We start from the raw sequence: 25,089 nt of genomic DNA, 5'->3' as shown, positions 1-25,089 counted from the left end.
TTATTTAGTTGCCTCGAATAGAGAACTGGTTGCGTTCGTGGAAGTCTACAGTTGAATTGTTGCTATCCTTGTAAACGATCTTTGCACCATTCTTGATAGATGCTTCAGCATCAATTCCGCTGGGGTCAGTACCTAACGTGTAGTTGTAAACGAGTTTTGCCTCGTTGCCTGCGATGGCTTTCGTGGCTGCTTCGTCTACGTTGCGATAGAGCGAATGGCACTGGCCGTAGGTTTGAGCAATGTATCCAGCATCTATGTCGGCAGTGAAACGCTTCTTGCTTTTTCCAATGTTTTTAGTTTCATACACTTCAAGACCATCAATGATCCAAGCAGTAGGAACTTTCAAGCAAGCAAAGACTTTGCTTTGTGGGCGGCCAGGTTCGTAAACAATGTTGTCTTCATTGCTGGCATAGTCGCGAGGTGCAACACCTTTTGTCTGGAAGATAAAGAAACCGGGAGATGTTGTACTCAGTGTCCACGCGTTGGATTGGCCAAATTTAAATGCTTTTAAATAGTGTGCTGTTGGGATAACGCTGGAAGGAGTGGGATAATAATATGTATTATAGTATCCAGATTCTGGATCGTACATTGCATAATAGTCTGCGTTGGCGTAGTTAACGCTCTTGCTGTACGTCTGCGTGTTGTCGATAGAACCCATGCAGCTAATTACAACTTGAGAGTAGGGAGCGAGCACCAAAGTCTGTTGGAAATACCAGATACCATTAGCTGCTGGTACCCATCCTTGAGACTCGTATACAGGTTTGGTATCTGTTTCATTTTCATACCAACCGTTTGGAGCGTGGCCATTAAAGGGTTCGAGAATACCTACTGCCAAGTTGTTGACAATAGCTGTGTCGGGACAGTTATTATAGATGATAAAACCTTTATCTTGGTGGAAAATTTTGTTGGGATTGTTGTCCGTAGGTACGCCTGCCGTGTAAAGTTCCTTAATAATGAGCTGGTCGGCGTTTTTGTCCTTGCGCTGGAACGTTACGTTCTTTACGGTCTTGGTTGAGATTGTATCTGTTGTGCCGTCAGCGTGAGTAACGATCATATTCCAAGACTGTGCGTTGGCGTTGAGTGATACTGTCAACAGAGTCACTAAGGAGAGTAATAATTTCTTCATGATGTATTTTTGTTTTTGTTTGTTACTAAAATGTTTTACTTGTTGAGAACTTTGAAGCTCTTGCTGGGAGTGCTCAGGATGTACACACCTTTGGGGAGGTTGTTGAGGTCTACGCTGACTTTTCCTTCAGCGTCGGCCGTGAGAGTGCTCACTGCCACACCGCTGATGTTATAAACGCGCACCAGTGCACCAGCTTTCAAGCCGCTGATAGTGGCGTTGCTGAACGCCACGTTGGGTGCGGGCGTGGTTGAAGTACTACCAGTTGAGGGTACGTCCTTGATGCTCGTCGTTATTTGCTCAGTTGTGAACGAATAGTCGCGGAGGCCTTCGAGCGCAGTCATTAGTTGGTTGCCACTGCAAGTAACCACGAGACTGTCGCCTGCATAGCTAAGCACGGGCGCCTCATTCAGCGAAAATTTGCTGACAGTTCCGTCGGTCTGCGTCAGCACGAGATAAGTCACTGTCTCCGTCCCGTTGGCGGATGAAGCCTGGGAGTGGAGCGGAGCCAAAGTCATTATGGCCGCTGCGACCATAGTGAGGAGGGTTCTTTTCTTCATGTTGTTAATTTTTTTTATTGGGTCTATTCTTTAGTGTACAATGCGCTTGCGCGACATCGTGAGGGGAAGCGTGAGAGTATGGGCCGAATCGCTGGTCACTACCACTTGGCTGAGCGTACCATTGAAGAAGTAGCGATAGTCTTTGGTGGTTTTTTGTGCCGAACTACGAACGCTGTAGATACCTGCAGGCAACGTGAAGTGAGCTTCGCCCTGTGTGTCGGTAGAGTCCACAAACGTACTGGCGGTAGTATTGAGCAGTTCAACGCGCAGTCCGTCCAGTGGACCATCGTAGGTCTCGGGGATTTTCAGCTTTATGGTGATTTTGACCACATCCAGTGTGTCGTCGTAGTCGGCACACGCGGCGGGCAGCAGCAGTAGGAGCGTCAGGAGTATGTAAGAAATGTGTTTCATCAGAGTTTGAGTCTTAGTGAGAGTCCATAATAGAAGTTGGGAACATAACCGCTTCCGAAGAGCGACGTCTCCAATCCCGTCTGCGACGAGTGTACACGGCGCAATGTGTTGAAGAAGTTGTTGGCGTAGAAGGATAAGGAAACGTGGTCACCGATCTCCTTCGTTACGCTGATATTTGCCGACCAGTAAGCGCTCACTCTATCGGGGTTGAGCATATATGGGTAGTTTGTACGAACAATCAGTTGCGAGAGATCATTGTAAAGGTTGCGATCGTTCTTGCGTGCCCAAAGATACGTGTCGTAAAAGGGTTTCTTTTCTGCGGGATTATCCCATGTAGAGTAGTATTCGGGAAGTACAGCAACAGTTTGGTTGCGTGTTTTCCCATCATAAGGTTTTTCGAGATTTGGTTGGCCGTTTTCAACGATATATCCTCTTGAACTTTTCGCGCGACTATAACGATAGAGCGAGCTCTCCACGCGCAGGGCCATGATGAGGCGTAGTTTGGGGATATGAGTAGTGAAGGTGGCGTTTAGATTGGCTTGGCTCGACACACTTCCGTTGGCTGCAGCAGCATTTGCTGTGTAGTTGGTGGAAGAGGCACTGCCGCCACGGTAGTAACCGATGTACTGATAGAGCGCTCCGTTGGACTGACGGTTATGTAGTCCCAGTGGGACATCAGCAAAGAGCGTATGATCCATTCCTTTATAATGGTAATAGTTACCATCAAGGCGCACCTGTGTGCGTAGTGGACGAATTTGCGTGAAATCAATGATCCATTCCAATCCGTAGCGGCTCACGGTCGACGCATTTACGTAAGTGGCATTGGTCACGTATGTATAGCGGTCTTCATAGGGGAGCGTGACAGCTGGGCGCTTTCCCGTCACATCTGTCACAGTGACAACGCCCGTCGTCTGGTCCACACTGAACGCTCGGTCGGCTACGGGGATGCCGCTCTTTTGCAGCGCAGATGGCGTGGTGTATTTATAGGCGAACGGCGTAAAGATGTTGGTGGCCATGTAGGGGCGGAATGTCTTGTTGTAGAAGGCCGACACGTTGATGTCTGCGATGCGCGTCTTCACTTCTATTCCCGCGTCGTATTGATGGGTGTACTGCCAGCGCAGGTTGGGGTTGCTCACCGTTGTAGAAGGGTAAGTGTAGTAAGCGTAGTAGGAACGGTTCTGCGCATCGCTTGTGGACGAGAATGCGAGCATATCTCGATACGAGGGCGAGGGATAAAGGATTTGGAAACTGGGAAGTTTCACGCTCTTGCCCCATCCGGCGTGTAGGCGCAAGTCGGAAACCCACGCTTTTCTCCCAGAGAAGAATACGTAGCGACTATTGACGCGCGGCGACAACGAACTCACGCGCGGATATTTCGAGTGGCGGATAATGGTAAGGTCCTCGCGCAAACCGGCGGTTAGTTCAAAGAGCCCACCTTTTGCTGTCGGGACGCTCACTTTCTCCTCCGCGTAGATTGCCATGTTGTTCATGGCGGGCTGTGCATCGTAGCGATATTCTCGCCAAGTAGGGGCGTAGCGCAGGTTGTCATAGTAAGTGCCGCGTCCGCCGTTGTGCGTGCTCGTCCACTCAGTTCCGAGCATGAGCAGGTTTCTCACGCTGCCAAACTTGTGGTTCCAATCGGCTTTCAGCTTTAAGGAATAGTTGAACGGCTTAGAGTCGTTGAATCCTTTCACATACCAGTAGCCCGTTGGGCCTAAGATGATGTTGGCTGTAGGGTTTTTGTCGTAGTCCTCAGCAATGTTGTAGCCCTCCGTGAGTGTATGTAGATAGGGCTGTGTAGAAGCACTGCTGGCGTTGGTGTATGTTTCTGAACGGCGGTTACTGTATGATGCTGCGCCGATAAATTGTAGCGAAGTAAGCCAAGGTTGGTTGAGCTGCCAGTTCAAGCGTATGTTTCCGCTCACGCCGTTGTCTCGTTTTTTTGCGTAGTTTTCTAATTGCTCGTCGGGGTCTTTCTTTGAATTGTAGCCACCAATGTTTCCGCGCACGCCCACGTTGAGCGTCAGCGGCAGGCGGTTTTTCATTACCACGTTGAGATAGTTGAGCGAAAAGGCGTTGCGCTGATAGGCCGTATAAGGCGATGCCGCATCGGAAAAGGAGCGCGCGTGTTCCAACGAAAGGTTGATAACGCCACCTTCCTTGCCCGCACCAAAACCTTTATTGACAGCCAGTTGGCGTGTATGCTGGTTGACAGAACTTTCAATGATAAATGGAGAGTGGCCGCGGCGCGTGTTCACTTTCACTATACCGTTGCTCAAGTCGCCGTATTCCACGGACGGAATACCTGAGACAATCTCCACGCTCTCAATGTTTGACGCGCTCAACGCTCGGGTACTGGCGCCCAAGCTCTCTCCTGTTGCCGAATTGTTGTTGAGGCGCACACCGTCCACTTCGACGGCTGTACCGAAAGAAGCATTGCCGCGCTCCGACGAAGCACTGCGCAGCGACATACGCCTATCGTTCATTAGCGAAGGATTAACACTCTTCCCGCCTGGAAGGAGTGTGGAGATGTCGCCAAGGTTGATAATTTGCTGGTTGTCCAGTGTGGTGCGATTGATGGAGTAGGCTGTTGTAGCGTCGTCGCGTTTGCGTTTCGCCACCACTACGGCTTCGCCGAGTTTGAGGTCGTTCTCGTCGAGCGTCACATCAATGACGGCGTCCTTACCAGTAAAGTTGATGGTTTGCGTGCGCGAAGCATAGCCCAAACAACTAACGACTACTGTCGTCGGTCCTTTGGGTACGTTTTTGATGATAAAGTGTCCGGATTTGTCTGTATAGGCGTAGAGGTGGCTTTCTTTCAGTGTGACAGAGGCAAACATAATGGGCTGTTTGTCCTTGGCACTAATAATGGTGCCTCTCACGTTCTGAGCGAAGCCTGCAATACTAACACTCCCTAATATAATTGTTAAAACAAGATCTCTCCTTCTCATTCCAAAGTGAATATACGGCATTTTGGATGCGCAAAGGTAATTCTTCCCAATGAGAGGTGAGATACCCTGGAGGGGGTATTCCTATTTAATGAATGTGAACTCAAACGTATTGACAACTACGTTTGAGGAAATTTTGAGCATCTTTTATCGCTGCTGTCAGAAGATATGGATAGTGCCATTTACATGTAGGAAAATGGCGAGGAAGGCGTAAACGAGGGCACCTACAATAAGGCTGATGATGGTCCACATTCGTGATGCCGCAGCAGCCATACGTGCGTCCATGGGGCGTTCTGCCGTGTAGAGACTCTCTGCTTGTTGCGAATAGATAAAAGAAATGATGCCCAAAGGAAGAAAAAAGACAGCCGACAAAACAGCCCAAACAAAGTTTGTGTTGTGCTTATGTGAACTGCGTTTTTTTGTTGAGTTAGTTTTCATAAAGTCTCGATAAATAGCATCTTTCCTAAAGATTCCATTATGGGGCTTTTATGGTAGATGAATACGAGTTTGCTTTCTCTAAAAGTTGTGCAAAGATAATATTTTATTGATGTATTTTCTGCTTTTGCTTGATTTATTTGACAATTTGCTTGAAGAATGTTTTGATGGGGTTGTACTCGTTGTTGATAAACGCATCCAGGATTTTGTTCGACACACCCGATTTGGTGGGGATAATATCGCAGTCGGCCACGGCGGCAGGCAGGAGGCAGGTGTGCCCTTCTCGAAGTAGGAATTGCTCGTCCGTGGAGCGCAAACGGATATAACTATCGCCCTTGATGGCCATCGTAATAAAGAAACTGTCGTATTTGATTAAGTTGCGATGGATAGGCGCGTCGAAATTGACAACTCGGACATTGAAAAACTTACTATCAATGACCAAATTTGCACTATTGTTCTTTTCTTCGTAGCGAGTGCGATACTGACTGTCCACCTTGTAGTTGAGGGCCTGTTGCGCTAAGTCGACGTGGAGTTCGCGCGGTTCGCCGTCCATTCCGAGGCGGTTGTAGTCGAAGATGCGGTAGGTGAGGTCGCTGCTCTGCTGCACTTCGGCCAGCAGAATACCTTTGCCGATGGCGTGGATACGACCTGCTGGGATATAGAATACATCGCCGGGCTGCGCCTCATGACGTGCGATGACATCGGTCAGGCTTCCGTCAGCAATGCGCTGGCGCAGTTCGTAGGGCGTAATCTCTTGTGCAAAACCGCTATAGATACAAGCTCCAGGTTCCGTTTTGATAACGTACCACATCTCGTTCTTACCCATCTTTCCGTGTACCGCCTTGGCCATTTCATCATCGGGATGCACCTGTATGCTCAAGTTATCTTGAGCGTCAATAAACTTGATGAGCAATGGCATTTGCCCATCGTAGTGTTTGTAAACGGCCTCTCCGAGCACCTGCCCTTTGTAGGTCGCGATGACCTCATTGAGCGTTTTGCCGGCCAAAGGTCCGTTAGCAACAATACTGGAGCAGTTGGGAATGCCGCTGACCTCCCAGGATTCACCAATAGGAGTCTCGGTATGCGGAAGCTGCTTCCAGTTGGTAAGATAATGTCCGCCCCAAACAGCCTCATGTAGATTAGGCTCAAAAAGGAGGGGGTAAAGAGTTGGAAGACTTTGCATGTTGCAAAAATACAAAAAAATAATAATACCTCCACTCCCGCCTTTTTTTAGCTCTATCGAATCGCTTCCTCTTACAAAAGAGTGTCCGATTAGTCCAAATTGTCCGCCCTGTTCGTCCCGTCTTCTTTTCTAAAAAGTCAAGAAACTTCTGATTCTAAGCCTCCGAGAATGGCGCGAAAATGAGAAGCTCGATAAAATCTCTGAGCAACGCAACGGTGAGCTGCTTGAAAAGAGCAACAGAATAAGGGTGTTGATAAATACAATAAGGATGTCGGCCAGCGCAATAAGGCTATCAGCTGACGCAATAAGGATGTCCGTTCACAGCCTTATTGTATCGACGCTTTACGAGTATAAAATCAGTCCTCTCTCCCTCCTTTTTCTCGTTTTTTCCTTATAGCATTTCCACATCTCTTAGGTGTTCTTCATCACAGCCCTTTCATTTCAAATTTCATCTAATAAATCGCCGCGAAAATCCCTTTCTTTTAACATCTACTTCGTTCGACTCACTTGTCAAATTATCAGACGATAAAATAAAGCTTTCCGGTGCATCCTTCTTAGCCATTATCTCATTTCCTCGCGGCATTAGCACATTAAAAAAGCGGCACCCGCCGCTCCCCATTAGCACATTAGCACATTCCCTCACGGCATTAGCACATTAAAAAAGTGGCACTCGCCGCTCCTCATTAGCACATTAGCACATTCCTCTCCAGCATTAGCACATTTCTTTGCGGCATTAGCACATTAAAAAAGCGGCACCCGCCGCTTCACATTAGCACATTAGCACATTCCCTAAATCTGTCCGCTCTCCACCAGTCGGCACACGCGCTCCGTCAGGCGGTCATCGCCGTTCGGGTCGTAGTGTTTGTTGAGGTTCAGACCAAACACCCAGCCGATTCCTTGGTAGAAATTGGCCCGTGCAGTACCGAGAAAGGCCCGCGCAATACTCAAGCCCGTCTGGTTGCACTCGCGATCCACGAGCTTGATAAGCAAGCGGCCCTGCGAGCGGGTCAGGCGGCGCACCATAGGCTTGTACTCGTTCACCAAGTCCTGCTCCACTCGTTTCCAGTGGGCATCTCTGCTTCGCTTGTCGGGCAATGTCTCCACATAGTTATAGGTCTCGATAATGGTATATCGGGCCATTTTAGCCAGCGGTAGGAGCTTCTTGATGTTTTCCACCAAGCGATTGTAGCGCGCCTTTTCCTCTTCGTTCTTAAAAGTAAGCGGGGGATATTTATATACAGGGTCGATGAGGCGGATAGCAGGGATGCTGTCGCCTTTGTAGAATGTCTTCTCCACTTTCACAAAGTGGGGCATAGCCACGTTCTCCAGGTTCTTGCTTGAACCAGGATCTTCAATGTCTTGTGCTTGGAGTGTCAACGCCAAGGTGGCACATAGCAACAGCAATATGGCTCGAATCTCTTTCATCATAGGCTGCAAAAGTAGACATATTTGTCAGAGCTCTGCGTTATTTTATATTAAATGAGAGGAGAAGTAGTTTTTTTTAAGGATATTTGCAAGAAAGTGAGCTATTTCTGGCTCACGCAAAACTATATCTATATGGCAAAGTCCAAGAAAACCTCGCGCCGATTGTCTAAAAAAGACGTCGTGCAGCATTTGTTAGAGCTCTTCGAACAGAACCCTGCGAAAGATTTCAAGGTGAGAGAACTCTTTCAGGAACTTCATGCTACCAATCATCCGCAGAAAATGCTGATGCTCGATGTTATTGATGATCTCATTCTCAACGATTATATAGCCCGTGACGATCGCGGTAACTACCGCTACGCGGTGCGCTCCCAGGTGATGGAAGGTACGTTTGTGCGCAAGCGCAACGGCCGCAACTCGTTTCTTCCAGACGATGGAGGGCAGAGCATCCTTGTGACGGAGCGCAATTCGAGCCATGCTCTCGATGGCGACCGTGTCAGAGTGACCATGCTGGCCCGCCGACAAGGCCACTCCCGCGAGGCCGTGGTGACGGAAGTACTCGAACACAAGAACGACTCCTTTGTGGGCGAGCTGAAAGTGGACAGAAATTTCGCTTTCCTTATCACCAACAGCCGTTCGCTGGCTGCCGACATCTTCATCCCAAAGAAGTTCTTGAAAGGAGGTAAGACAGGCGACAAGGCAGTGGTGAAAATCGTGGAATGGCCGCACGACTCGAAAAGCCCGATAGGAAAGGTGGTCGATATCCTTGGACATCAGGGCGAAAACAATGCAGAAATGTGCGCCATTCTTGCGGAGTACAATCTGCCGTATTCCTATCCCGAAAAGGTGGAACTGGCTGCGGACAACATCCCAGTAGAGATTCCAGCTGAGGAGATAAAGCGGCGCGAGGATTTCCGCGATGCCGTGACTTTCACCATCGACCCGCACGACGCTAAAGACTTCGACGACGCCATTTCTATACGTCGCATTAGTGGTAAAGGCTTGCCGCTCTCCACTGCGCGCCCCAAAACCACCAGCAGTAAGGCTGTGTGGGAAGTTGGCGTACACATTGCCGATGTTTCTTACTATGTGAAGGAGGGCGACATCATAGATCGTGAAGCCTACAATAGAGCCACGAGTGTCTACCTTGTAGACCGCACCATCCCGATGCTGCCCGAAAAACTCTGCAACCAACTCTGTTCGTTGCGACAAGACGAGGAGAAGGTGGCATATTCCACTATTTTTCATATCAACGAGAGAGGCGAAGTGCTGGATTGGCACTTGGCGCACACCGTGATACGTTCCAATCGTCGCTTCACTTATGAGGAGGTGCAATACATTCTGGAACACAACGGCGAGGCTTCGGCGGCTGATCTCCAAACGCCGGGCGACCATCCAGAAGTGCTGCCCGAGGGAACACCGCTTACGGGAGAATTTGCAGAAGAGCTTGTTGTGCTGAACCGCCTGGCAAAGCTCCTGCGCGACAAACGCTTCAAAAACGGCGCTATAGGCTTCGACCGCCCGGAAGTGCGCTTTGAAATCGACGACAAAGGCCATCCTATTTCTACGTATCTCAAAATTGCGCGCGATGCCAACAAACTTGTGGAGGAATTCATGCTGCTGGCCAATCGCTCCGTGGCAGAACGCATCGGAAAGGTGGCTCGCGGCAAGAAACCCAAAACCTTTGTCTATCGTATTCACGATGTTCCCGATCCAGAGAAGCTGGAGAAACTGAATGGATTTATAGGTCGATTTGGCTACAAACTAAGGACGGAGGGCTCTAAGCAGGAGGTGAGCAAGAGTCTGAACCAGTTGCTTGAGGATGTTCATAATCGTCCCGAAGAAAATATGGTGGAAATGGTGGCGCTAAGAGCAATGATGAAGGCGCGCTACTCTATTCACAACATCGGCCACTACGGACTGATGTTCGACTACTATACACATTTCACGTCGCCCATCCGTCGCTATCCCGACTTGATGGTGCACCGTCTGCTCACGCGATATGCGGAGGGCGGCCGAAGTGCCAACGGTCCGCGCTTTGAAGAGTTCTGCGAACACGCCAGCGCCATGGAGCAACTGGCAGAAACCGCAGAGCGCGCCAGCATCAAATACAAGCAAATCGAATTTATGGGCGACCGGCTCGGAGAAGAGTTCGATGGCGTCATAGATGGGGTGACGGAGTTCGGCCTCTATGTGGAAATCACGGAGAACGGCTGCGAAGGAATGATTCCGCTGCGGTGCTTGGAGGACGACTACTATGAGTTCGACGAGAAGAACTTCTGCCTCATCGGTCGCCGCTTCCGAAAGCGCTATGCCTTGGGCGACAAGGTGCGCATCTGCGTGGAGCGCGCCAACTTAGACCGCCGACAGCTCGACTTCTCGCTCGTGGAAACCGAAGAACAAAAGGCGCATCCCGCCAAGTCGGCTAAACCTGCGGCTAAGTCGGCATCGCGCCCCGCTCCGCAAAAGCCGGCGGCGAAGAAGAAACGTACTTCGCGCGGAAAGAAGAGCGCGAAATGATGAAGGGGTGAGACTTGCCGCAGAGCAACTGCTGGCGGCTCGTTTTTCGCCTTATCCACTGCTTTATCAGCTGTATCGGACAGAGCAGCAAAGCCCGAGTTTCCGACAATAAAATAGCCTGCGGCGAACACGCAAGTATCCTACCCATCAAAGGGAGTAGCTTGTGTGTTCGCCGCAGGCGTTTTGTGTTCGGTTTGTTGCAGCAAGCTTTCGCGCAAAGGTAAAAGCTTGTCGCGCCATCGTTGATATTTCTTTGTTAGTGGCTCATCGCCTTACGCACGGCGGTTGCGCTGGTTGGCAACTATCACCTGCGAAAAAGTGCGACCATTGTTTGCGCCTTTGCTTGCCTTCTCGTTGGCGTGCACCTTTGTTTGCACCTTTGCTTGCACGTTTTTATTGGTCGACACCTTAGAGGCTTGAGCCGAAGCGCCCGCTGTAAATGTCACTTTCTTCACGCTGTCCGTTCGTATGCGGAATGTCTTCCCGTCTTTCTGCTTCACAACCATGTGGTAGTGCTGTGCGGCAGCTGGAGTGGTAAGGCCCATGATGAATAGGGCTGCAAGAAGTATCTTTTTCATTATTCTGTTCTTTACTTGTTTACTACTTTGATGATGGCCGAGCCGGCTGTGATAACATAAGTGCCGGCGGGGTATTGGCCGAAGCTGATGTGGGCATCGCCATTGCTGTTGGCTTTTGCGCTATGCAGCAGGCGGCCGTCAGTGGCATAGAGGCTCACGAGCGTACCCGTAGGTAAGCCGCTGAAAAGTGCCGTTCCGTTTTGCAGCGTGGGGCGCGTAGTGGTTGTTCCGAGCCCTGTGGTGAGCTGTTGGAGAGCATTTATCAACGCATCGGCATACATCTTTATGCTGCGTCCACTTTCGTCGGAATGGGGATGTACGTCATCAGGGCAGAACTCTTTGAATGTATTGCGACCCGTGAGAGGAGAATGGTCGGAAACATCGAGTAATTCCCACACACGCAGTAAAGGCACTTGTGCTTTGTTGGCTAACCATTCTTGCATCTGACAAACGCCTTTGGTATTTACATACTTGGACGTACCATCAGCATTAACGCCTATCCACGCTTCATGGTTGTCTGAAAAATAGCCAGCCAGAATTATTTTGGCATGAGGTGCGCGTTTACGGATTTCATTGAAGAGAAATGCTACAGAACCGGCATAGGTGTTTTTATCTATATCGAAAGCATGAGAATTACTATTCAGTGTAGCCAGTTCTTTATCAATCAGTTCTCTATCATTATATCCATGGTCGAAGATTACTATATCTGTGTTGGAGTTGATCTCCTTGAAAACTTCTTCAAAAGAAGCGTGAGTAGGAGCAGATGCGCCCCACATCTTTTTCATCTCAGCTTTGGTCATGGATAGGCATGAGTGTGGGTCTAAAGAATTACCTGGTTTGATGCTGCCCATTGATATGTAGGAAGCACCAATAGCACGGTTTTTCAAATTCATTCCGAGACGTTTGGCTACAAGTTCAGGGTACTGACGACCCGGTACGCCAGCAGGAATAGACGTTCCTATCCAAACGATGTTTTTGCCTGAATAAGGATTGGATTGCTGGGCGAAAATTGTGGTGATGTATCCTATTATTATGAGAGCCAATAAGAGCAGTCGTTTCATTCTATGTCGCTGTTCTTTACTTGTTTACTACTTTGATGATGGCCGAGCCAGCTGTGATAACGTAGGTGCCGGCGGGGTATTGGCCGAAGCTGATGTGGGCATCGCCATTGCTGTTGGCTTTTGTGCTATGCAGCAGGCGGCCGTCAGTGGCATAGAGGCTAACGAGCGTACCCGTAGGTAAGCCGCTGAAATGTGCCGTTCCGTTTTGCAGCGTGGGGCGCGTAGTGGTTGTTCCGAGCCCTGTGGTGGGCGAATCTTCAAAGTAGTATTTCTGCACGTTTGATAAGTCGGTCGTCACTTCATTGCTACCGCCCACTGCCTTAAACGTAGTGCCAGCGTAAGTAATGACAGGATTGTCGGACAAGGAGAAAGTGATTTTTTGTCCGTTTTTGAGTGCCACTACGAGGTCTTTGGCTTGTAATCCAGCAACGCTCAGGAGCAGCATCATAAGAAGGGTGATTCTTTTCATGTGAGTAGGTATTTACAAGATAGATAAACGGAAGGGCAGGTGTGGGAGTGTTGCTCCGTCCGGCTCTTCCAAAATTTTATGGAAATATTATGCCATCACCTCCGGTAGTTCAATCTGCGTGACCTGTAAGTGGGATTCGCGGAGGAATATGGCTGCTGTTTCGCGGAATTTAGATTCTTGTTCGGTGGTGAGGTAATGGCATTGCCCCATCTTGCTGCATTGTGCCTCAAGCTCGGGATGTCGTTTGAGATAGTCCACCAAGCTGCGCGCCACATATTCGCCTTGCTCGATGAGTCGGACTCCCTCGGGGACATACTTCATGATTTTGTTGATAAGCAAGGGATAGTGAGTGCAACCCAGTATGAGCGTGTCGATTTCTGGGTCGAGGCGCATGATCATATCGATGCGTTTCTTCACGAAATAGTCGGCTCCGGGCGAGTCATACTCGTTGTATTCCACCAGCGGTACCCACATGGGGCAAGCCAGCGAGGTTAGTTCGACATATTTCTCCAAGCGGCAAATCTCCATTTTGTACGAACCAGAGTTGACGGTGCCAGGTGTGCCGAGAAGGCCCACATGCCCCGACCGTGTAATCTCAGGCACAGCCTCCACCGTGGGGCGAATCACGCCCAGTACGCGGCGGTCTGCTCCGAGGCGCGGAAGGTCGATTTGCTGAATGTTGCGCAAGGCTTTGGCCGATGCCGTGTTGCACGCCAGTATCACCAAGCGGCAGCCGCGGGCGAAGAGCGCCTCCACAGCTTCGAGCGTATATTTATAGATCACCTCAAAGGAACGAGACCCATAAGGTGCGCGAGCGTTATCGCCCAGATAGATATAATCGTATTGAGGCAGGTATTGCCGTATCTGGCGGAGAATGGTGAGTCCGCCGTATCCGCTGTCGAAAACACCGATGGGATAGCGTTGCTTGTTAGAGTCTTCAGACATCTTTCTTCTTCTGTTGTGCTGTGGATATAGCGCAGCGTGTGGAATAATTCAGGGAATTTATCGCTTGAGTTTTTCTCTGACGTAGGGCGTGGCATCCTCTCCAATTTGCGGATGCACAAAGGGCACTGTGTTATTGTCGAGATTGAGCACAAACTGATAGCCGCGCTCCATGCCCACTTCGCGGATAGCAGCATCCAAGCGTTGGCGGACGGGCAGCAGAAGGTCGGCGGTAGCTTTCTTTATCAGCTCCTCAGCCGACTGGCGGAAAGCGATGCTTTTCTCCATAGCCTCCTGCAAATCGCGCTGGCGTTTCAGCAGAATGTTCTGCGGAAAATTCTTCTGCCCTTGCAGAAATTCGGCAAACTGCCGTTTGAAGCTCTGTTCGTTATAGTCCGTTTCTTGCTGATATTGTTTGCGGAGCGTTGCCAGCTGCTCCTGTGCAGCAGCATAGTCGCTCATCTTCACCAGCAGCGAGTCGTAGTGTAAATATCCATATTTCAGAGCGGTTTGCGCCTGCATCGCAGCACAGCCCACGAGCAGCAAAACCATCAGGAGAATTGTTCGCTTCATACTTATATATAAATGTGTGTTCTGCAAAAATAATGATTCCCCTCCGAATCTGACACATAAACGGCAATAATAACTCAAAAAAGCAAGAATCAAGCATTTGGAGTCTTCGGCAGAACTTTTCGCCTGGCGGCTTTCTCCCTGCCGTTGTTTGGCAAGATGGGTCTTTTTCTCTTCTCCTTTTTCACCTATCGATTTCTACAAAGGAGAAGCTGAAAAATACAATAAGGATGTCAGCCGACAGCCTTATTGCGTCAGTTGATACAATAAGGAAGCCAGCTGACACAATAAGGATATTTTTAGCCCTTCTTATTGTGTTGGAAATCAAGTCTGTACGAGGCTCGATTTTCTCTTTTGGAGAGTGGAGAGTCTTCCGCAGAATTGTTCTAAAAGTCGGAAAGGGGAGCGGCTTCTCCTGTGTGTTTTTACGGCAGTATATATCTTTTTGTTATTTTCACTTTGCAATTTATGGAATAGTCTTTACTTTTGGCTTGTCTAATATTTCGCAAACTAATTCTAAAAACGTAATACTATGGCAGAAGAGAAAACCCCCGGCCTAAGTGCGGCGTTCTCCCCCAAGAAGCTTTGGGAGTTCGTCGGTATCATCCTTGTGACCACCATTGTTTGGAATCTTCCTATCGACTTTTTCGGTATCAACGGACTGACAGTTGTGCAACAGCGCATCATTGCCATCTTCGTGTTTGCCACGCTCTCTTGGCTCACCGAGTGTATCCCCTCCTGGGCAACATCGCTCGGTATCATCACCACGATGTGTCTTACTGTGACCAACAACGCGCTCCTTCCTTTCAAGGGCGAAGGCGTGGGCGAGTTGCTCAAGTCGAAGGAGGTCATGGCTTCCTTTGCCGACCCCGTCATCATGCTCTTCTTGGGCGGTTTCATCCTTGCCATAGCGGCATCTAAGTCGGGACTCGACGTGTTGCTGGCTCGCTCCATGATCAAACCCTTTGGGCGTAAGAGCGAGAATGTGCTGTTGGGCTTTTTGCTCATTACGGGCGTGTTTTCCATGTTCGTTAGTAACACAGCCACGGCAGCCATGATGCTCACGTTCCTCACCCCTGTGTTTGCCGCTCTGCCAGCTAACGGAAAGGGTCGCATTGCGCTGACATTGAGCATCCCCGTTGCAGCTAACCTCGGCGGTATGGGAACGCCCATCGGCACGCCTCCCAACATGATTGCCTTAAAGTATCTCAACAGTCCGGAGGGGCTGAACATGGACATCGGCTTTGGCACGTGGATGATGTTTATGTTGCCACTCGTTATTCTGCTGCTCGTCATCAGTTGGAGGGTGATTCTGCGCTTTTTCCCTTTCACGAAAAAAACTATCGACCTCCACATCACCGGCGAAGTACACCGCGGTTGGCGTATGTGGGTGGTATGCGCTACTTTCATCGTTACCATCCTGCTTTGGGTAATCCCGAAGGAAATCACGGGTATCGACGCTAACACTGTGGCAATGGTGCCCATGGGCGTCTTTGCGGTGACGGGCGTTATCACGGCGAAAGATTTGCAGGAGATAAACTGGAGTGTCATTTGGATGGTGGCGGGCGGTTTCGCCTTAGGTCTCGGCATGAACGGTTCAGGCCTGGCAGAGAACGCCATCGACAGTATCCCATTTGGCTCTTGGAGTCCTGTGGCTATTTTGCTCATTTCAGGCCTTATCTGCTTCTTCCTCTCCAACTTCATTAGCAATACGGCTACGGCAGCCCTGCTCGTTCCGATTCTGGCCGTTGTATGCAAGGGTATGGGCGGTGCGCTCGGCTCTATCGGCGGCACGGCAACGATTCTCATTGGTATCGCCATCGCTGCTTCAAGTGCTATGTGTCTCCCCATCAGTACTCCGCCGAACGCCATTGCATACAGTACGGGCCTCGTGAAGCAGAACGACATGCTGAAGATAGGTCTGACGCTGGGTATTGTCTCCATGCTGATCGGCTACTTGGTGCTCTATTTCGTAGGTTCTATGCACCTGATTGCTTAGTGGCTCTTGCCAGATAGAAAAAAAGAGTCCCCGGTATCTGCAAATACCGAGGACTTTCTTATGTTTAGGCCGTTGTGGAGCGTCTCACCAATCGGGGTTTTCCACATCCGTGATGAGGAAGCGTTTGTTCTTCTTCACGATTCTCACGCGTAGGGTGTCGCGTTTCCCTCTTGAAGTCATTTTGACCACATACCAGTTGTCCTTCGCTGGTTGCACGGAAAGCGTGCGCAGCATCTCGGCATCGTCGGGATCCTGCCCGCCGCCACGGAAGAGCCATACGGCAAGGCCCATTCCGTCCTCGTCATCGTATTCGCTCACAAATCTTTCGTGGAGCTTCTGTATCAGCTCTTCGGAGAGGTACGCTCTGAATTTCGGATTGCTGTGCACGTCCTTACCTCCCAAGATATAGGATTTGAGGAAGTTCTTATAGAACTGTCGCACTTCGTTGGTGTTTGCTTTGTTGGTCGCCTTTTTCTTAGCAACCACCACTTTGTGAGGACCACTCTGTGCCTGCGCTTCAAGGACAGAGCCGCTGCCAGTCCAGGTCAGAAGGGCAAGGCAAATGGGTAAGAGAACTTTTTTCATGATGATATAAAAGATGTTGTTAACTATTTGTCCAATGACTGAACGGTACGCCGAATTTCTGGACAATTTCCAGTTCTACGCCGTAGGGCATACGCGGGGCAGGCACACCGCTTTGCAGCATAGTGGCCGACAGTTCCTCCCACGCTTCGTCCCAAAGGCCCGCATCGATGAACGACTGCAAGGTTTGCGCGCCGCCCTCAACGAGGAGGCTCTGCACGTTCTGCCGGAAGAGCGAATCGAGCATGGTTTCGATATCCGCAAAGCACTGCCAACCGCGTGGGAGTTCTCCCTCGGCCACGCGCCCCAAGACAACGGGTAGCGGGTCGGCTCCGTCCCAGGCTCTCACCGTCAGGCTCGGGCGGTCGAGGCGCAGTGTGCTGTGTCCCACAAGGATGGCCTGATGCTGCGCCCGCTGATGGTGCACCGCCATCTGTGTGAGCGGTGTGGAGAGTAGAGCGGGTTGCTGCGCCGCTTGAGGCGTTGCTTCTTCAGTGTATTCCCCTGCTGGTTGGGAGGGGAGGGAATCGGTAGCATCCGTATCGAGGAGCGGCTCTCTCCAACTGTCCAGAAAACCATCTTTGCTGCGCGCCCATTTCAGTGTGATGTAAGGACGGCGGTGAGTATGGAACGTGAAAAACTTCCTATTCAGCGCGCGGCATTCTTCTTCCAACACGCCGACAACCACCTCTACGCCCGCATCCCGCAGCATCTGTATGCCGCGCCCATGAACCTTAGCAAAAGGATCTTCGCAGCCCACAACCACGCGCGGTATGTGGCAATCGATAATGAGTTTGGCACAAGGCGGCGTTCGGCCGAAATGAGAGCAAGGTTCGAGACTCACATAGATTGTGGCCTCCTGCAAGAGCGGGCGGTCTTCGGGGCGCACGCTGTTGATAGCATTCACCTCAGCATGTGCCTGTCCGCAATGAGCATGATACCCCTCGCCAATGATACGTCCCTCGCCAACAATCACAGCGCCCACCATCGGATTGGGAGCTGCTCCGTTTTCGCCCTGCCGAGCCAGTTGGATGCAGCGGCGCATATAGAAAGTGTCCGTTGTATTTTTTGATTTATTCATTACCTTTGCCTTATGAAATCTATGTTTCGCCAAATTGTTGATACGCTCGTCCCGAAAGTGGAAGAACGGGAAGCCCGCGCCCTGGCGTTTGTTGTGTTGGAAGATGCCTTTGGCCTGTCGCGCACCGACATCTATCTGGGCAAAGATACGGTATTTTCCGAAGAAGATACAATAAGGCTGGAAAAAATCCTCCGCCGCTTAGAGCAGGGTGAACCTGTGCAATACGCCATCGGTACAGCACAATTTTGCGATCTCACCTTTCGTGTGACGCCCGACACCTTGATTCCTCGGCCAGAAACGGAAGAGCTGGTGGGGTGGGTGGCATCTCTCTTGCCCTCCGATGCTCCTTGCTCCGTTCTCGATGTGGGAACCGGTACGGGTTGTATTGCCATCTCTCTGGCCAAGCAGTTTCCACGTGCGCAGGTCATGGCGTGGGACATTTCGGAAGGGGCTTTGGCCGTGGCGCAGCAGAATGCGCAAGCCAATGGCGTTGTAGTGGATTTTTGCCGAACGGATGTGTTGGAAGTGGTGAATGAGAGCGCGGCGAGCGCGCCCTCGAGGGATGCTCTCTATATTGTTTCCAATCCCCCTTATATTTGTGAGCGCGAGCGCGCGGAGATGGAAACCCACGTTTTGGACTATGAACCCGCCTCAGCTCTCTTTGTTCCCGATACCGATCCTCTTCTTTTCTATCGGGCTTTGGCGCGCCTCGGTCAGCAACTCAAAGCCGCAGCAGTGTTGGTAGAAATCAATCAAGCCTACGGGCAAGAAACCGTGGAAATGTTCCAATCTAACGGCTACTCCAACGTGGAGCTGCGCCGCGACATTTATGGGAAAGACCGAATGATAAAGGCTGTTCGCTAAAAAGCTAAACTGCCAAATCTTCTTGTCCGACAAGCCTGAGCCTCTGCACTATTCGGTGAGGCTTCTAATGCTTCTTTGAATCATTTGCAAGTAGAGGCGCACAAACGCAATAGCGATGATCGTAAATCTCCTTATTGCGTTTGGGAATATAATAAGCCTATCCGCCAGCATCCTTATTGTGTCAGCTCACTCCCTTATTGCGTTTGAGAAAGCAATACGGCTATCTGCTCGCATCTTTCTTGTGCCAGTTCTCCCCAGCGACACAACGTGTTCACCCACTGTCCCCGGCGGGGACACACCATGCTTAACCGCGGGTGATACCTGAGCAGAGCGAGGGCGAACCCGTGGAGAAGTGGAGAAGTGATGCACAAACCTCCGACGCAGGAAGCGTCGCACAGCACCCACTCTCCTCCTCCCAGGATTTTATTTTTCTGCTGTCACGTTGTCACGTTGTCACACTTTGAGCATAACCGCTTGATAATGTATTTATTGCAGGCGTGACGACGCGTGACAACGGTGTGACAACAAAAAAAGTTGTTGTCACGCGTATAAGCTCCTATCTATCAGCATCTTCCCCTCCTCCGTGACAACGTGACAACAAAAAATGAGTTTTTTCTATAGGAGGAGAGAGGGAGAATACTCCCTCAACGCTTTCAGTGCGACACCGCCGGTGTCGGAAAGTAGTGCTGCTATCTATCCACGGGTTCGCCCTTCGGGCATCACCCGCGGTTACGCATGGTGCGCCTCCGCCGGAGGCGATGTCGGTGTTATATATTGCTGGGGCTGAGTGGGATAGTAGATAGCATTTTATAGGTAGTTTCTGCTATTAGGGTTTTAGTTAGAAACGAGATATGGTTTTCATAGTAGCCACCCTGCATTAATATGGTATGTAATTGTTTGTGGAGGTGGGGACACAGTGTTTTTCACTTTTCAGTTTTAGTGTGAGTCGTGTTTTTATTTAATGAACATTTGTATAAACGCATTTATTTTAGAAAAAATAATTATTTTTGTGGAGTTTTTATCAGGATTTTGAGATCGAATTGAAATTTAGAAATTTTGCTTCCCTATAAAGGATAGGCTGAAAGTTTCCCATTTCTAACTGCTTATCTATATATATAGTCGCTATAGGGGAATATCAAAGCTTTAGATAAAGAAAAATATATTTGATGGGAAAAGAAGCAATAGATATCGACCAACAAATATGCCTTCTGAAAGAAAGGGGCATGTTAATAAACAATGAAGATAAAGCAAAGGAAGTATTACTCGATGTAGGCTATTATCGTTTGGGCTTTTATTGGTTTCCTTTTGAAATTTCATATCCATGTAAGACTCGGAGAATACATAAATTCCGTGAGGGTACGAATTTTGATGACATCGTAAAATTATACTACTTTGATTTCACTCTTAGAAGTATTCTTACAAAGTATCTTAACCGCATTGAGATTCATCTTAGAACTTTTATTACTTACCATGTTTCAAATAGTTATAAAGGCTCTCCAACTTGGTTCGTAGATCCTGCCATTGTTTCTCAAACATATGTGGACAGTTTTGAAAGGGAAGTTTATACAAGTAGATTCAGGCAGACACCAGCCATAAAGCAGCATCATAAAACACATGAAGACGATAAGTATGCTCCAGCGTGGAAAACTTTGGAGTTTATGACTTTAGGAGGGATTATACATCTTTTTAAAGCAATTAACGATCAACAAATTCGTAGAAATATAAGTGAGCATTTCAATGTATGTCAGCTGAAAGTCTTTGAAAGCTATCTAAGTTTGATTAGTATCATAAGAAATCACTGTGCTCATGGCAATGTCTTATATGATATAGCATTGCCGAAATCTATACGACGTGGTCCTGCTGGAAGAATGGCAGAAGCAGATTATCAGAATCTTCATGGTGCGATAAAAGTAATCTATTATATGATTGGCATTGTTTCAAGGAATAGGCAAGCAGATTTGAAAGAAGAGTTGATAAAGCTTTTCAATAAGAACAAGAATTGTGAGAGAGTTCAAAAGACAATAGCAAAGGCAACAGGAATAAAAAATATTTGCGAAATATTTGCATGAGCTAAAAGTAAACACTATCTTTGCGCAAGAAAGTGCCGATAAAGACTTTGTCGCTTTATTAGCACTCTAAAAAGTAGTAAATGGGGCTGTACACATTGTCTGTACAGTCCCTTCCTTTTTTGATTTTCCTGAAAATTAGGGATTTTTATTATTCTGTGTGTACATTTACATTGTGTTTATCTGTCCTAAAAGCTCTAATAAAGAAAAATCCTCGGAGGCTCAGTGGGAGCTGTCCGAGGATTTAATGTTTTTATATGTCAGCGATGGTTATGCTGGTTCTTCTTCTTTGCGAGGTTTGCGAAGAGCGATTACGAAAGCAGCGATGAAGCCCACGAGGATGAGAGCGATGGAGACGAAAGCTACCGTCTCAGTGGTGGAAACACTCGCGGGGCGATAGGTGAGTACTAACTCATGTTTGCCTGCGGGAATCTTGAGGGCGCGGAGCACATAGTTGACGCGGCCAATCTCTGCGGGTTTCCCATCGATGGTGGCTTCCCATCCGGGGTAGTAGATCTCGCTCAGAACTGCTACACCGCCCTTCGGAGTTGCCACCTGATAGTGGAGTTCGTTGGGCTGGCGACTAGTGAGCTGTATGCTACCACTGTCGAGCGGAGAGCCGTCGAGGACGGCGCGGAACTGCTCATCGGCCACTGCAGCGTGCTTTGTATCAAGCCCTGTGAGACCCGCCATTTCAGCATCGGCACCTTTGACGAAGCGGAGCGTGCGGACGAACCATCCGTTGCCGTTGGCGTAGGTGTTGCGAACGGCTTGGTTGGCGTTGGCACCGAAGATGAGGTAGCGCGTGTTGAGCATATTGAGAACGGGCGCGAGACTGTCGCCAGGCACTTTCGTCATATCACCTTCCGCTTCCGAGATTGCAGCGAGATAACGATTCATCTCGTTGTGGAGCTGGCGATCAATGAGGTCCTGATAGCGACGAAGTTTCACTGCGTTGTAACCACCGATACTCTGGTGGAAATAACCGCTGTGGTTGCTCGTTTCATTGAAAGGATTGCCTCGTGAAATATCGAGAACGCGGCCGTCTGCCTTATCTTGCAATACAACGCGATCGGCAGCTGTCGGCGTGAGGTTTTGGAGTTGTACAGGATCGGTGAAACTCTCGTTATTGAGATAGCGTTTGTCAACGCCCCAAAGATCAACGAGACTGATGACGCCCAAAACGAGGACGAGCCACCATCCGCCTTGTGCTTTCTCGCGATTCTTATTGAGCAGATAGTAGAGGCCGATAGCCAAACCGCCCAGGAGAATGACGAAGAAAGAGCGCAGTGCAGACGCACTGAGGATGGCGTGGTGCATGGAGGTGATAGCACCAGAGTAGGCCGTGGTGAACTCCGGTCCGCCAGCTTTGGTGAGGTAGTCGAGTACCTGCTGATCCTGACTACTTATGCAGTTGCCCACTAAGCTGGGGAAGAAAGTCAGCATGAGGCAGAGACCCGCCGTTAGGAGAGAACTGACGATGAGTCCGACTTTTCCTCTTCGATTTGCCCAAAGAGCGCGAGGTTCGCGGAGGATGCGCGCCAATGCTATGATAGCCAGAAGCGGCATCGTGAACTCTGCCACAACGAGCGCACTGGAAGGCGTGCGGAATTTGTTGTACATGGGCAGGTGGTCGATGCAGAAATTCGTGAACGCAGGGCTGTTATGACCCCACGCAAAGAGGAAGGAGAGCATCGTACCCCCGAGGAGCGCCCACTTCATAGGACCTTTGACGAAGAAGAGGCCCAGGATGAAGAGGAAACAAACGAGTGCGCCCACATAGACGGGACCAACTGTCATGGGTTGTTCGCCCCAGTATTGGATGAGTCCTGGCGGAGTTACTTGCTGATTGCTCTGCTGGAGCGCCTGCTGTGTTGCCCCTGCGCACTGATAGAACTGATCGTAGCCTTCGAGGTCGGTAGCATCGGGGCGATCAAGAATGGAGGATGAGCCACCACCTTTGAAGTCGGGGATGAGCAGTGTGAGCGTTTCGTCAACGCCATAGCTCCATTGCGTGATATAGTCGCGATCGAGACCGCCATTGGTGCTCTGTGATTTTTCTTGCGGCAATGGGCTGAGTTCCGCCGCACCGCGGATAGACGCCTTAGAATACTGCCAAGTGTGGTAGAGATTGGGCAAGTTGGCTGCTATGCCGAGAATTCCCGCCAGCAGGATTACACCTGTAGCTTTGAGCCATTTTTTCGCTTCTTTTTTGCGCAGTGCGTCGATGCCGTAAGCCACGACAATGAAGAGCATAAGGAACACGAAGTAGTAGGACATCTGCACGTGGTTAGCCTGAATCTGGAAGGCGGTGAAGAGAGCTGTGACAGCTCCGCCCCAGATATGGCGGCCGCGATAGCAAAGCACGAGACCGGCAATGGTGGGCGGGATGAACGTTAGCGTCATCACTTTCCAGATGTGGCCTGCTGCCATGATGATGAGGAAGTAGCTACTGAACGCCCAGAGTATCGCGCCCAATGCTGCAAGATAGGGCTTGAAGTTGAACGCCCGAAGCAGGATGTAGAAGCCTAAGAGGAAGAGGAACAGATAGCAGAGTGGGCCGCTCGTCCCTACGGCGTAAATCTTTTGGAAGAAGCCCAGTGTGGACGAAGACTTGTAGGACGGTGCTATCTGGTAAGTAGGCATGCCGCTAAATACGTTGTTGACCCAGCGCGTGGTTTCGCCCGTGCGCTGCGTATATTCCACGTTTTCGCGTCCTTGACCTACGGATGCCTGCACATCGTGGCCGCCAAGGACGAGTCCCTCGCTCAGCGGCGTGAAGAAATACGCCAGAGAGATGAGTAGGAACAAAACGATGGCGGCTGCGTCGGGAGCTGCACTAAGAAGTCTTTTTTTGAGTGTATTCATTCGTGAATGAGAGATTAGTAACGATAATAGTCGACCTTGTACGACTCGGTTGTTTTATGCGAGAATCTAAAAGGTAAAAGGGTGGGTATATGCCGAAGGAGGAGCTATTCTCTTTCAGCTGTCTTTTTATTGATGAATGCTGATTGCGGTGTGGACTGTGTACTTAGATAATGTGGAGCATCTCCATGAATCGTTTGACCACTTCGGGCTTACCGGTGTGCTTCCCTTTGTCTTCCGAAATTTTACACGTATCGTTGTAGAACGGCCACGACTCAGTGATTTTCACCGCCACCAGTTTGATAACGATGTTTAGGTAGTCGATATCCTCGAAGTCGTTGGTGAAATGCGTACCGATACCGAAGCTCGGAATGCAGAGCTCTTTGGCGTATTGCTGGATTTCGATAGCGCGATCGGTGTCGAGCGCATTGCTGAAGATGACCTGCTTACTGCGCGGGTCGATGTTGAGGCTCTTGTATTTATTGACAATCAGCTGGAGCTGTTCACGGTTGTCGCCGCTGTCGATGCGTAAACCTTTGAAGAGGTTGGCGAAATCTTCGGAGAAGTTAAGGCTAAAGATGTTCCACCCGAAGGAGTCGTAGAGATATGTTCCCAACGCTCCGCGGAAGGTGTTGCGCCAAGCTTCCATCGCCATGTGGTTGGCCATTTGTGGGCCGTACATACCGCCGATAGCGCAAATAAACTCATGCGCCATTGTTCCAATGGGCATTAAGTCGTGCTTCATAGCCAGATACACATTGCTCGTCCCGACAAAACGCCCCGTCCACTCTTGGGAAGCATAGCAATCTTTCATCGCCTCCACAGCCACATCCTGTGCCTGGAGAGAGGCGCGGCGGCGCGTTCCAAAATCGCTATAAACGCAGCCCGCTCCCAGCAGGCGTTCGGCTTTGGTATAACTGCGTTGGTAGTAGTCTTTGTAGTCGAAGCAGTTGTCGCTACCTGTTACGATGTAGTAGAGTTCGGAGATGATAGCAAGTATCTTCACCTCAAGGAGAATTGTGTCGGACCAGTCGCCCTCGAAGTCCACGTGGAGATGTCCCTCTTCGTCCTGCCACGCCTTCACCCATTCGCGGCGATAGCGGAAACCGCGTAAGTATTTGAAAAACCAATCGGGGATATAGCAACAGCGGCGGCGCATGAAGCTCTCCTCCTCGTCAGTAAATACAACATTTTCCAGCATCGCCACCTGTTCGAGGAGCAAGTCGGCAAAACCTGCTGGATAGACAGTGTCGTTGCGGTCAACAAAGGAGTACTTCACCTGAGCACGCGGGAAGTTGTCGATAACGGCGCAGCACATCGTGAGTTTGTAGAGGTCGTCATCGGTAAAGTGTTTGATAATTTGTCTCATAGCGAGATCTGTTTTTGTAATTGTCTATGTGGGCAAAGTTA

The 25,089-nt window shown here is 49.8% G+C and carries 21 protein-coding genes; 5 read left to right on the top strand and 16 right to left on the bottom strand.

Annotated elements, in window-relative coordinates; translation table 11 throughout:
- Positions 1 to 4: 4 nt before the first annotated feature.
- The 7 genes from FHS60_RS06445 to FHS60_RS06415 all read right to left on the bottom strand — a co-directional run bounded on the left by FHS60_RS06445 (position 5) and on the right by FHS60_RS06415 (position 8,088).
- Positions 5 to 1,126 (bottom strand): DUF4876 domain-containing protein, encoded by a 1,122-nt coding sequence (locus tag FHS60_RS06445; protein WP_183696661.1) that lies wholly within the window; start codon positions 1,124 to 1,126, stop codon positions 5 to 7.
- 35 nt (positions 1,127 to 1,161) lie between these two features.
- Positions 1,162 to 1,683: a T9SS type A sorting domain-containing protein gene (locus tag FHS60_RS06440; RefSeq protein ID WP_009347916.1), complete on the bottom strand. Its 522-nt coding sequence runs from the start codon at positions 1,681 to 1,683 to the stop codon at positions 1,162 to 1,164.
- Positions 1,684 to 1,713: 30 nt separating this feature from the next.
- A complete protein-coding gene (locus FHS60_RS06435) occupies positions 1,714 to 2,094 on the bottom strand; it encodes a hypothetical protein (RefSeq protein ID WP_183696658.1) in 381 nt (126 codons plus the stop codon).
- Positions 2,094 to 5,045 carry a TonB-dependent receptor gene (locus FHS60_RS06430; RefSeq protein ID WP_244957454.1) on the bottom strand — a complete coding sequence of 984 codons (2,952 nt, stop codon included), beginning with the start codon at positions 5,043 to 5,045 and terminating at the stop codon, positions 2,094 to 2,096. Before FHS60_RS06430 ends, FHS60_RS06435 begins: the two co-directional genes overlap by 1 nt.
- A gap of 156 nt (positions 5,046 to 5,201) precedes the next feature.
- Positions 5,202 to 5,480 (bottom strand): CD225/dispanin family protein, encoded by a 279-nt coding sequence (locus FHS60_RS06425; RefSeq protein WP_009347919.1) that lies wholly within the window; start codon positions 5,478 to 5,480, stop codon positions 5,202 to 5,204.
- 133 nt (positions 5,481 to 5,613) lie between these two features.
- The gene (locus FHS60_RS06420; protein ID WP_183696652.1) at positions 5,614 to 6,660 is read right to left on the bottom strand and encodes a type I phosphomannose isomerase catalytic subunit; all 1,047 of its coding nucleotides are present in this window, start codon (positions 6,658 to 6,660) and stop codon (positions 5,614 to 5,616) included.
- 789 nt (positions 6,661 to 7,449) lie between these two features.
- Positions 7,450 to 8,088, bottom strand: coding sequence for a DUF4294 domain-containing protein (locus FHS60_RS06415; protein ID WP_183696649.1), 639 nt, complete (start codon positions 8,086 to 8,088; stop codon positions 7,450 to 7,452).
- Between the two features lie 129 nt (positions 8,089 to 8,217).
- Here FHS60_RS06415 and rnr point away from each other — a divergent pair, with 129 nt between their 5' ends.
- Complete coding sequence (gene rnr, locus FHS60_RS06410; protein WP_183696646.1) at positions 8,218 to 10,602, top strand: ribonuclease R; 2,385 nt, start codon at positions 8,218 to 8,220, stop codon at positions 10,600 to 10,602.
- A 272-nt stretch (positions 10,603 to 10,874) separates the two neighbouring features.
- On the opposite strand, the gene FHS60_RS06405 is transcribed toward rnr, so the two are convergent.
- The 5 genes from FHS60_RS06405 to FHS60_RS06385 all read right to left on the bottom strand — a co-directional run bounded on the left by FHS60_RS06405 (position 10,875) and on the right by FHS60_RS06385 (position 14,225).
- Entirely contained in the window at positions 10,875 to 11,180 is a 306-nt protein-coding gene (locus FHS60_RS06405; RefSeq protein WP_183696642.1) for a hypothetical protein, read from the bottom strand.
- Positions 11,181 to 11,191: 11 nt separating this feature from the next.
- Positions 11,192 to 12,241 (bottom strand): SGNH/GDSL hydrolase family protein, encoded by a 1,050-nt coding sequence (locus FHS60_RS06400; protein ID WP_183696639.1) that lies wholly within the window; start codon positions 12,239 to 12,241, stop codon positions 11,192 to 11,194.
- Positions 12,242 to 12,257: 16 nt separating this feature from the next.
- Positions 12,258 to 12,710, bottom strand: coding sequence for a hypothetical protein (locus tag FHS60_RS06395; protein WP_183696636.1), 453 nt, complete (start codon positions 12,708 to 12,710; stop codon positions 12,258 to 12,260).
- A gap of 87 nt (positions 12,711 to 12,797) precedes the next feature.
- On the bottom strand, positions 12,798 to 13,655 hold the full coding sequence (murI, locus tag FHS60_RS06390) for a glutamate racemase (protein WP_183696634.1): 858 nt from the start codon (positions 13,653 to 13,655) through the stop codon (positions 12,798 to 12,800).
- A 57-nt stretch (positions 13,656 to 13,712) separates the two neighbouring features.
- The gene (locus FHS60_RS06385) at positions 13,713 to 14,225 is read right to left on the bottom strand and encodes an OmpH/Skp family outer membrane protein (RefSeq protein WP_244957453.1); all 513 of its coding nucleotides are present in this window, start codon (positions 14,223 to 14,225) and stop codon (positions 13,713 to 13,715) included.
- Between the two features lie 529 nt (positions 14,226 to 14,754).
- On the opposite strand from FHS60_RS06385, the gene FHS60_RS06380 reads away from it, so the two are divergent.
- Complete coding sequence (locus FHS60_RS06380) at positions 14,755 to 16,221, top strand: SLC13 family permease (RefSeq protein WP_183696631.1); 1,467 nt, start codon at positions 14,755 to 14,757, stop codon at positions 16,219 to 16,221.
- A gap of 84 nt (positions 16,222 to 16,305) precedes the next feature.
- Here the strand turns inward: FHS60_RS06380 and FHS60_RS06375 are convergent, their stop codons facing one another.
- Together FHS60_RS06375 and ribD are read right to left on the bottom strand one after the other, a co-directional pair.
- The gene (locus FHS60_RS06375; RefSeq protein WP_183696628.1) at positions 16,306 to 16,806 is read right to left on the bottom strand and encodes a hypothetical protein; all 501 of its coding nucleotides are present in this window, start codon (positions 16,804 to 16,806) and stop codon (positions 16,306 to 16,308) included.
- 19 nt (positions 16,807 to 16,825) lie between these two features.
- Positions 16,826 to 17,884, bottom strand: coding sequence for a bifunctional diaminohydroxyphosphoribosylaminopyrimidine deaminase/5-amino-6-(5-phosphoribosylamino)uracil reductase RibD (gene ribD / locus FHS60_RS06370; protein ID WP_183696625.1), 1,059 nt, complete (start codon positions 17,882 to 17,884; stop codon positions 16,826 to 16,828).
- Positions 17,885 to 17,905: 21 nt separating this feature from the next.
- On the opposite strand from ribD, the gene prmC reads away from it, so the two are divergent.
- From prmC to FHS60_RS06355, 3 genes are all read left to right on the top strand, one after another.
- Entirely contained in the window at positions 17,906 to 18,748 is an 843-nt protein-coding gene (prmC, locus tag FHS60_RS06365; protein WP_244957452.1) for a peptide chain release factor N(5)-glutamine methyltransferase, read from the top strand.
- A gap of 604 nt (positions 18,749 to 19,352) precedes the next feature.
- Positions 19,353 to 19,535: a hypothetical protein gene (locus FHS60_RS06360; RefSeq protein ID WP_183696619.1), complete on the top strand. Its 183-nt coding sequence runs from the start codon at positions 19,353 to 19,355 to the stop codon at positions 19,533 to 19,535.
- 379 nt (positions 19,536 to 19,914) lie between these two features.
- Positions 19,915 to 20,817, top strand: a complete 903-nt coding sequence (locus FHS60_RS06355; RefSeq protein WP_183696616.1) for an Abi family protein — start codon at positions 19,915 to 19,917, stop codon at positions 20,815 to 20,817.
- Positions 20,818 to 21,084: 267 nt separating this feature from the next.
- Here FHS60_RS06355 and FHS60_RS06350 read toward each other — a convergent pair whose 3' ends face one another.
- Complete coding sequence (locus FHS60_RS06350; RefSeq protein ID WP_183696613.1) at positions 21,085 to 23,682, bottom strand: YfhO family protein; 2,598 nt, start codon at positions 23,680 to 23,682, stop codon at positions 21,085 to 21,087.
- 163 nt (positions 23,683 to 23,845) lie between these two features.
- Positions 23,846 to 25,048 (bottom strand): nicotinate phosphoribosyltransferase, encoded by a 1,203-nt coding sequence (gene pncB / locus FHS60_RS06345; protein WP_183696610.1) that lies wholly within the window; start codon positions 25,046 to 25,048, stop codon positions 23,846 to 23,848.
- Positions 25,049 to 25,089 lie beyond the last annotated feature (41 nt).

Source organism: Alloprevotella rava, assembly GCF_014195585.1.
Taxonomy (GTDB): Bacteria; Bacteroidota; Bacteroidia; order Bacteroidales; family Bacteroidaceae; genus Alloprevotella; species Alloprevotella rava.
This window is presented reverse-complemented; position numbering and strand designations above follow the sequence as displayed.

Coding starts and splice junctions, on each gene's coding strand:
- FHS60_RS06440 (WP_009347916.1), bottom strand. CDS start 1,683: ATGAAGAAAAGAACCCTCCTCACTATGGTCGCAGCGGCCATAATGACT.
- ribD (WP_183696625.1), bottom strand. CDS start 17,884: ATGAATAAATCAAAAAATACAACGGACACTTTCTATATGCGCCGCTGC.
- FHS60_RS06445 (WP_183696661.1), bottom strand. CDS start 1,126: ATGAAGAAATTATTACTCTCCTTAGTGACTCTGTTGACAGTATCACTC.
- pncB (WP_183696610.1), bottom strand. CDS start 25,048: ATGAGACAAATTATCAAACACTTTACCGATGACGACCTCTACAAACTC.
- FHS60_RS06355 (WP_183696616.1), top strand. CDS start 19,915: ATGGGAAAAGAAGCAATAGATATCGACCAACAAATATGCCTTCTGAAA.
- FHS60_RS06350 (WP_183696613.1), bottom strand. CDS start 23,682: ATGAATACACTCAAAAAAAGACTTCTTAGTGCAGCTCCCGACGCAGCC.
- rnr (WP_183696646.1), top strand. CDS start 8,218: ATGGCAAAGTCCAAGAAAACCTCGCGCCGATTGTCTAAAAAAGACGTC.
- FHS60_RS06400 (WP_183696639.1), bottom strand. CDS start 12,241: ATGAAACGACTGCTCTTATTGGCTCTCATAATAATAGGATACATCACC.
- murI (WP_183696634.1), bottom strand. CDS start 13,655: ATGTCTGAAGACTCTAACAAGCAACGCTATCCCATCGGTGTTTTCGAC.
- prmC (WP_244957452.1), top strand. CDS start 17,906: ATGTTTCGCCAAATTGTTGATACGCTCGTCCCGAAAGTGGAAGAACGG.
- FHS60_RS06425 (WP_009347919.1), bottom strand. CDS start 5,480: ATGAAAACTAACTCAACAAAAAAACGCAGTTCACATAAGCACAACACA.
- FHS60_RS06435 (WP_183696658.1), bottom strand. CDS start 2,094: ATGAAACACATTTCTTACATACTCCTGACGCTCCTACTGCTGCTGCCC.
- FHS60_RS06415 (WP_183696649.1), bottom strand. CDS start 8,088: ATGATGAAAGAGATTCGAGCCATATTGCTGTTGCTATGTGCCACCTTG.
- FHS60_RS06430 (WP_244957454.1), bottom strand. CDS start 5,045: ATGAGAAGGAGAGATCTTGTTTTAACAATTATATTAGGGAGTGTTAGT.
- FHS60_RS06360 (WP_183696619.1), top strand. CDS start 19,353: ATGAGTTTTTTCTATAGGAGGAGAGAGGGAGAATACTCCCTCAACGCT.
- FHS60_RS06405 (WP_183696642.1), bottom strand. CDS start 11,180: ATGAAAAAGATACTTCTTGCAGCCCTATTCATCATGGGCCTTACCACT.
- FHS60_RS06395 (WP_183696636.1), bottom strand. CDS start 12,710: ATGAAAAGAATCACCCTTCTTATGATGCTGCTCCTGAGCGTTGCTGGA.
- FHS60_RS06380 (WP_183696631.1), top strand. CDS start 14,755: ATGGCAGAAGAGAAAACCCCCGGCCTAAGTGCGGCGTTCTCCCCCAAG.
- FHS60_RS06375 (WP_183696628.1), bottom strand. CDS start 16,806: ATGAAAAAAGTTCTCTTACCCATTTGCCTTGCCCTTCTGACCTGGACT.
- FHS60_RS06420 (WP_183696652.1), bottom strand. CDS start 6,660: ATGCAAAGTCTTCCAACTCTTTACCCCCTCCTTTTTGAGCCTAATCTA.
- FHS60_RS06385 (WP_244957453.1), bottom strand. CDS start 14,225: ATGAAGCGAACAATTCTCCTGATGGTTTTGCTGCTCGTGGGCTGTGCT.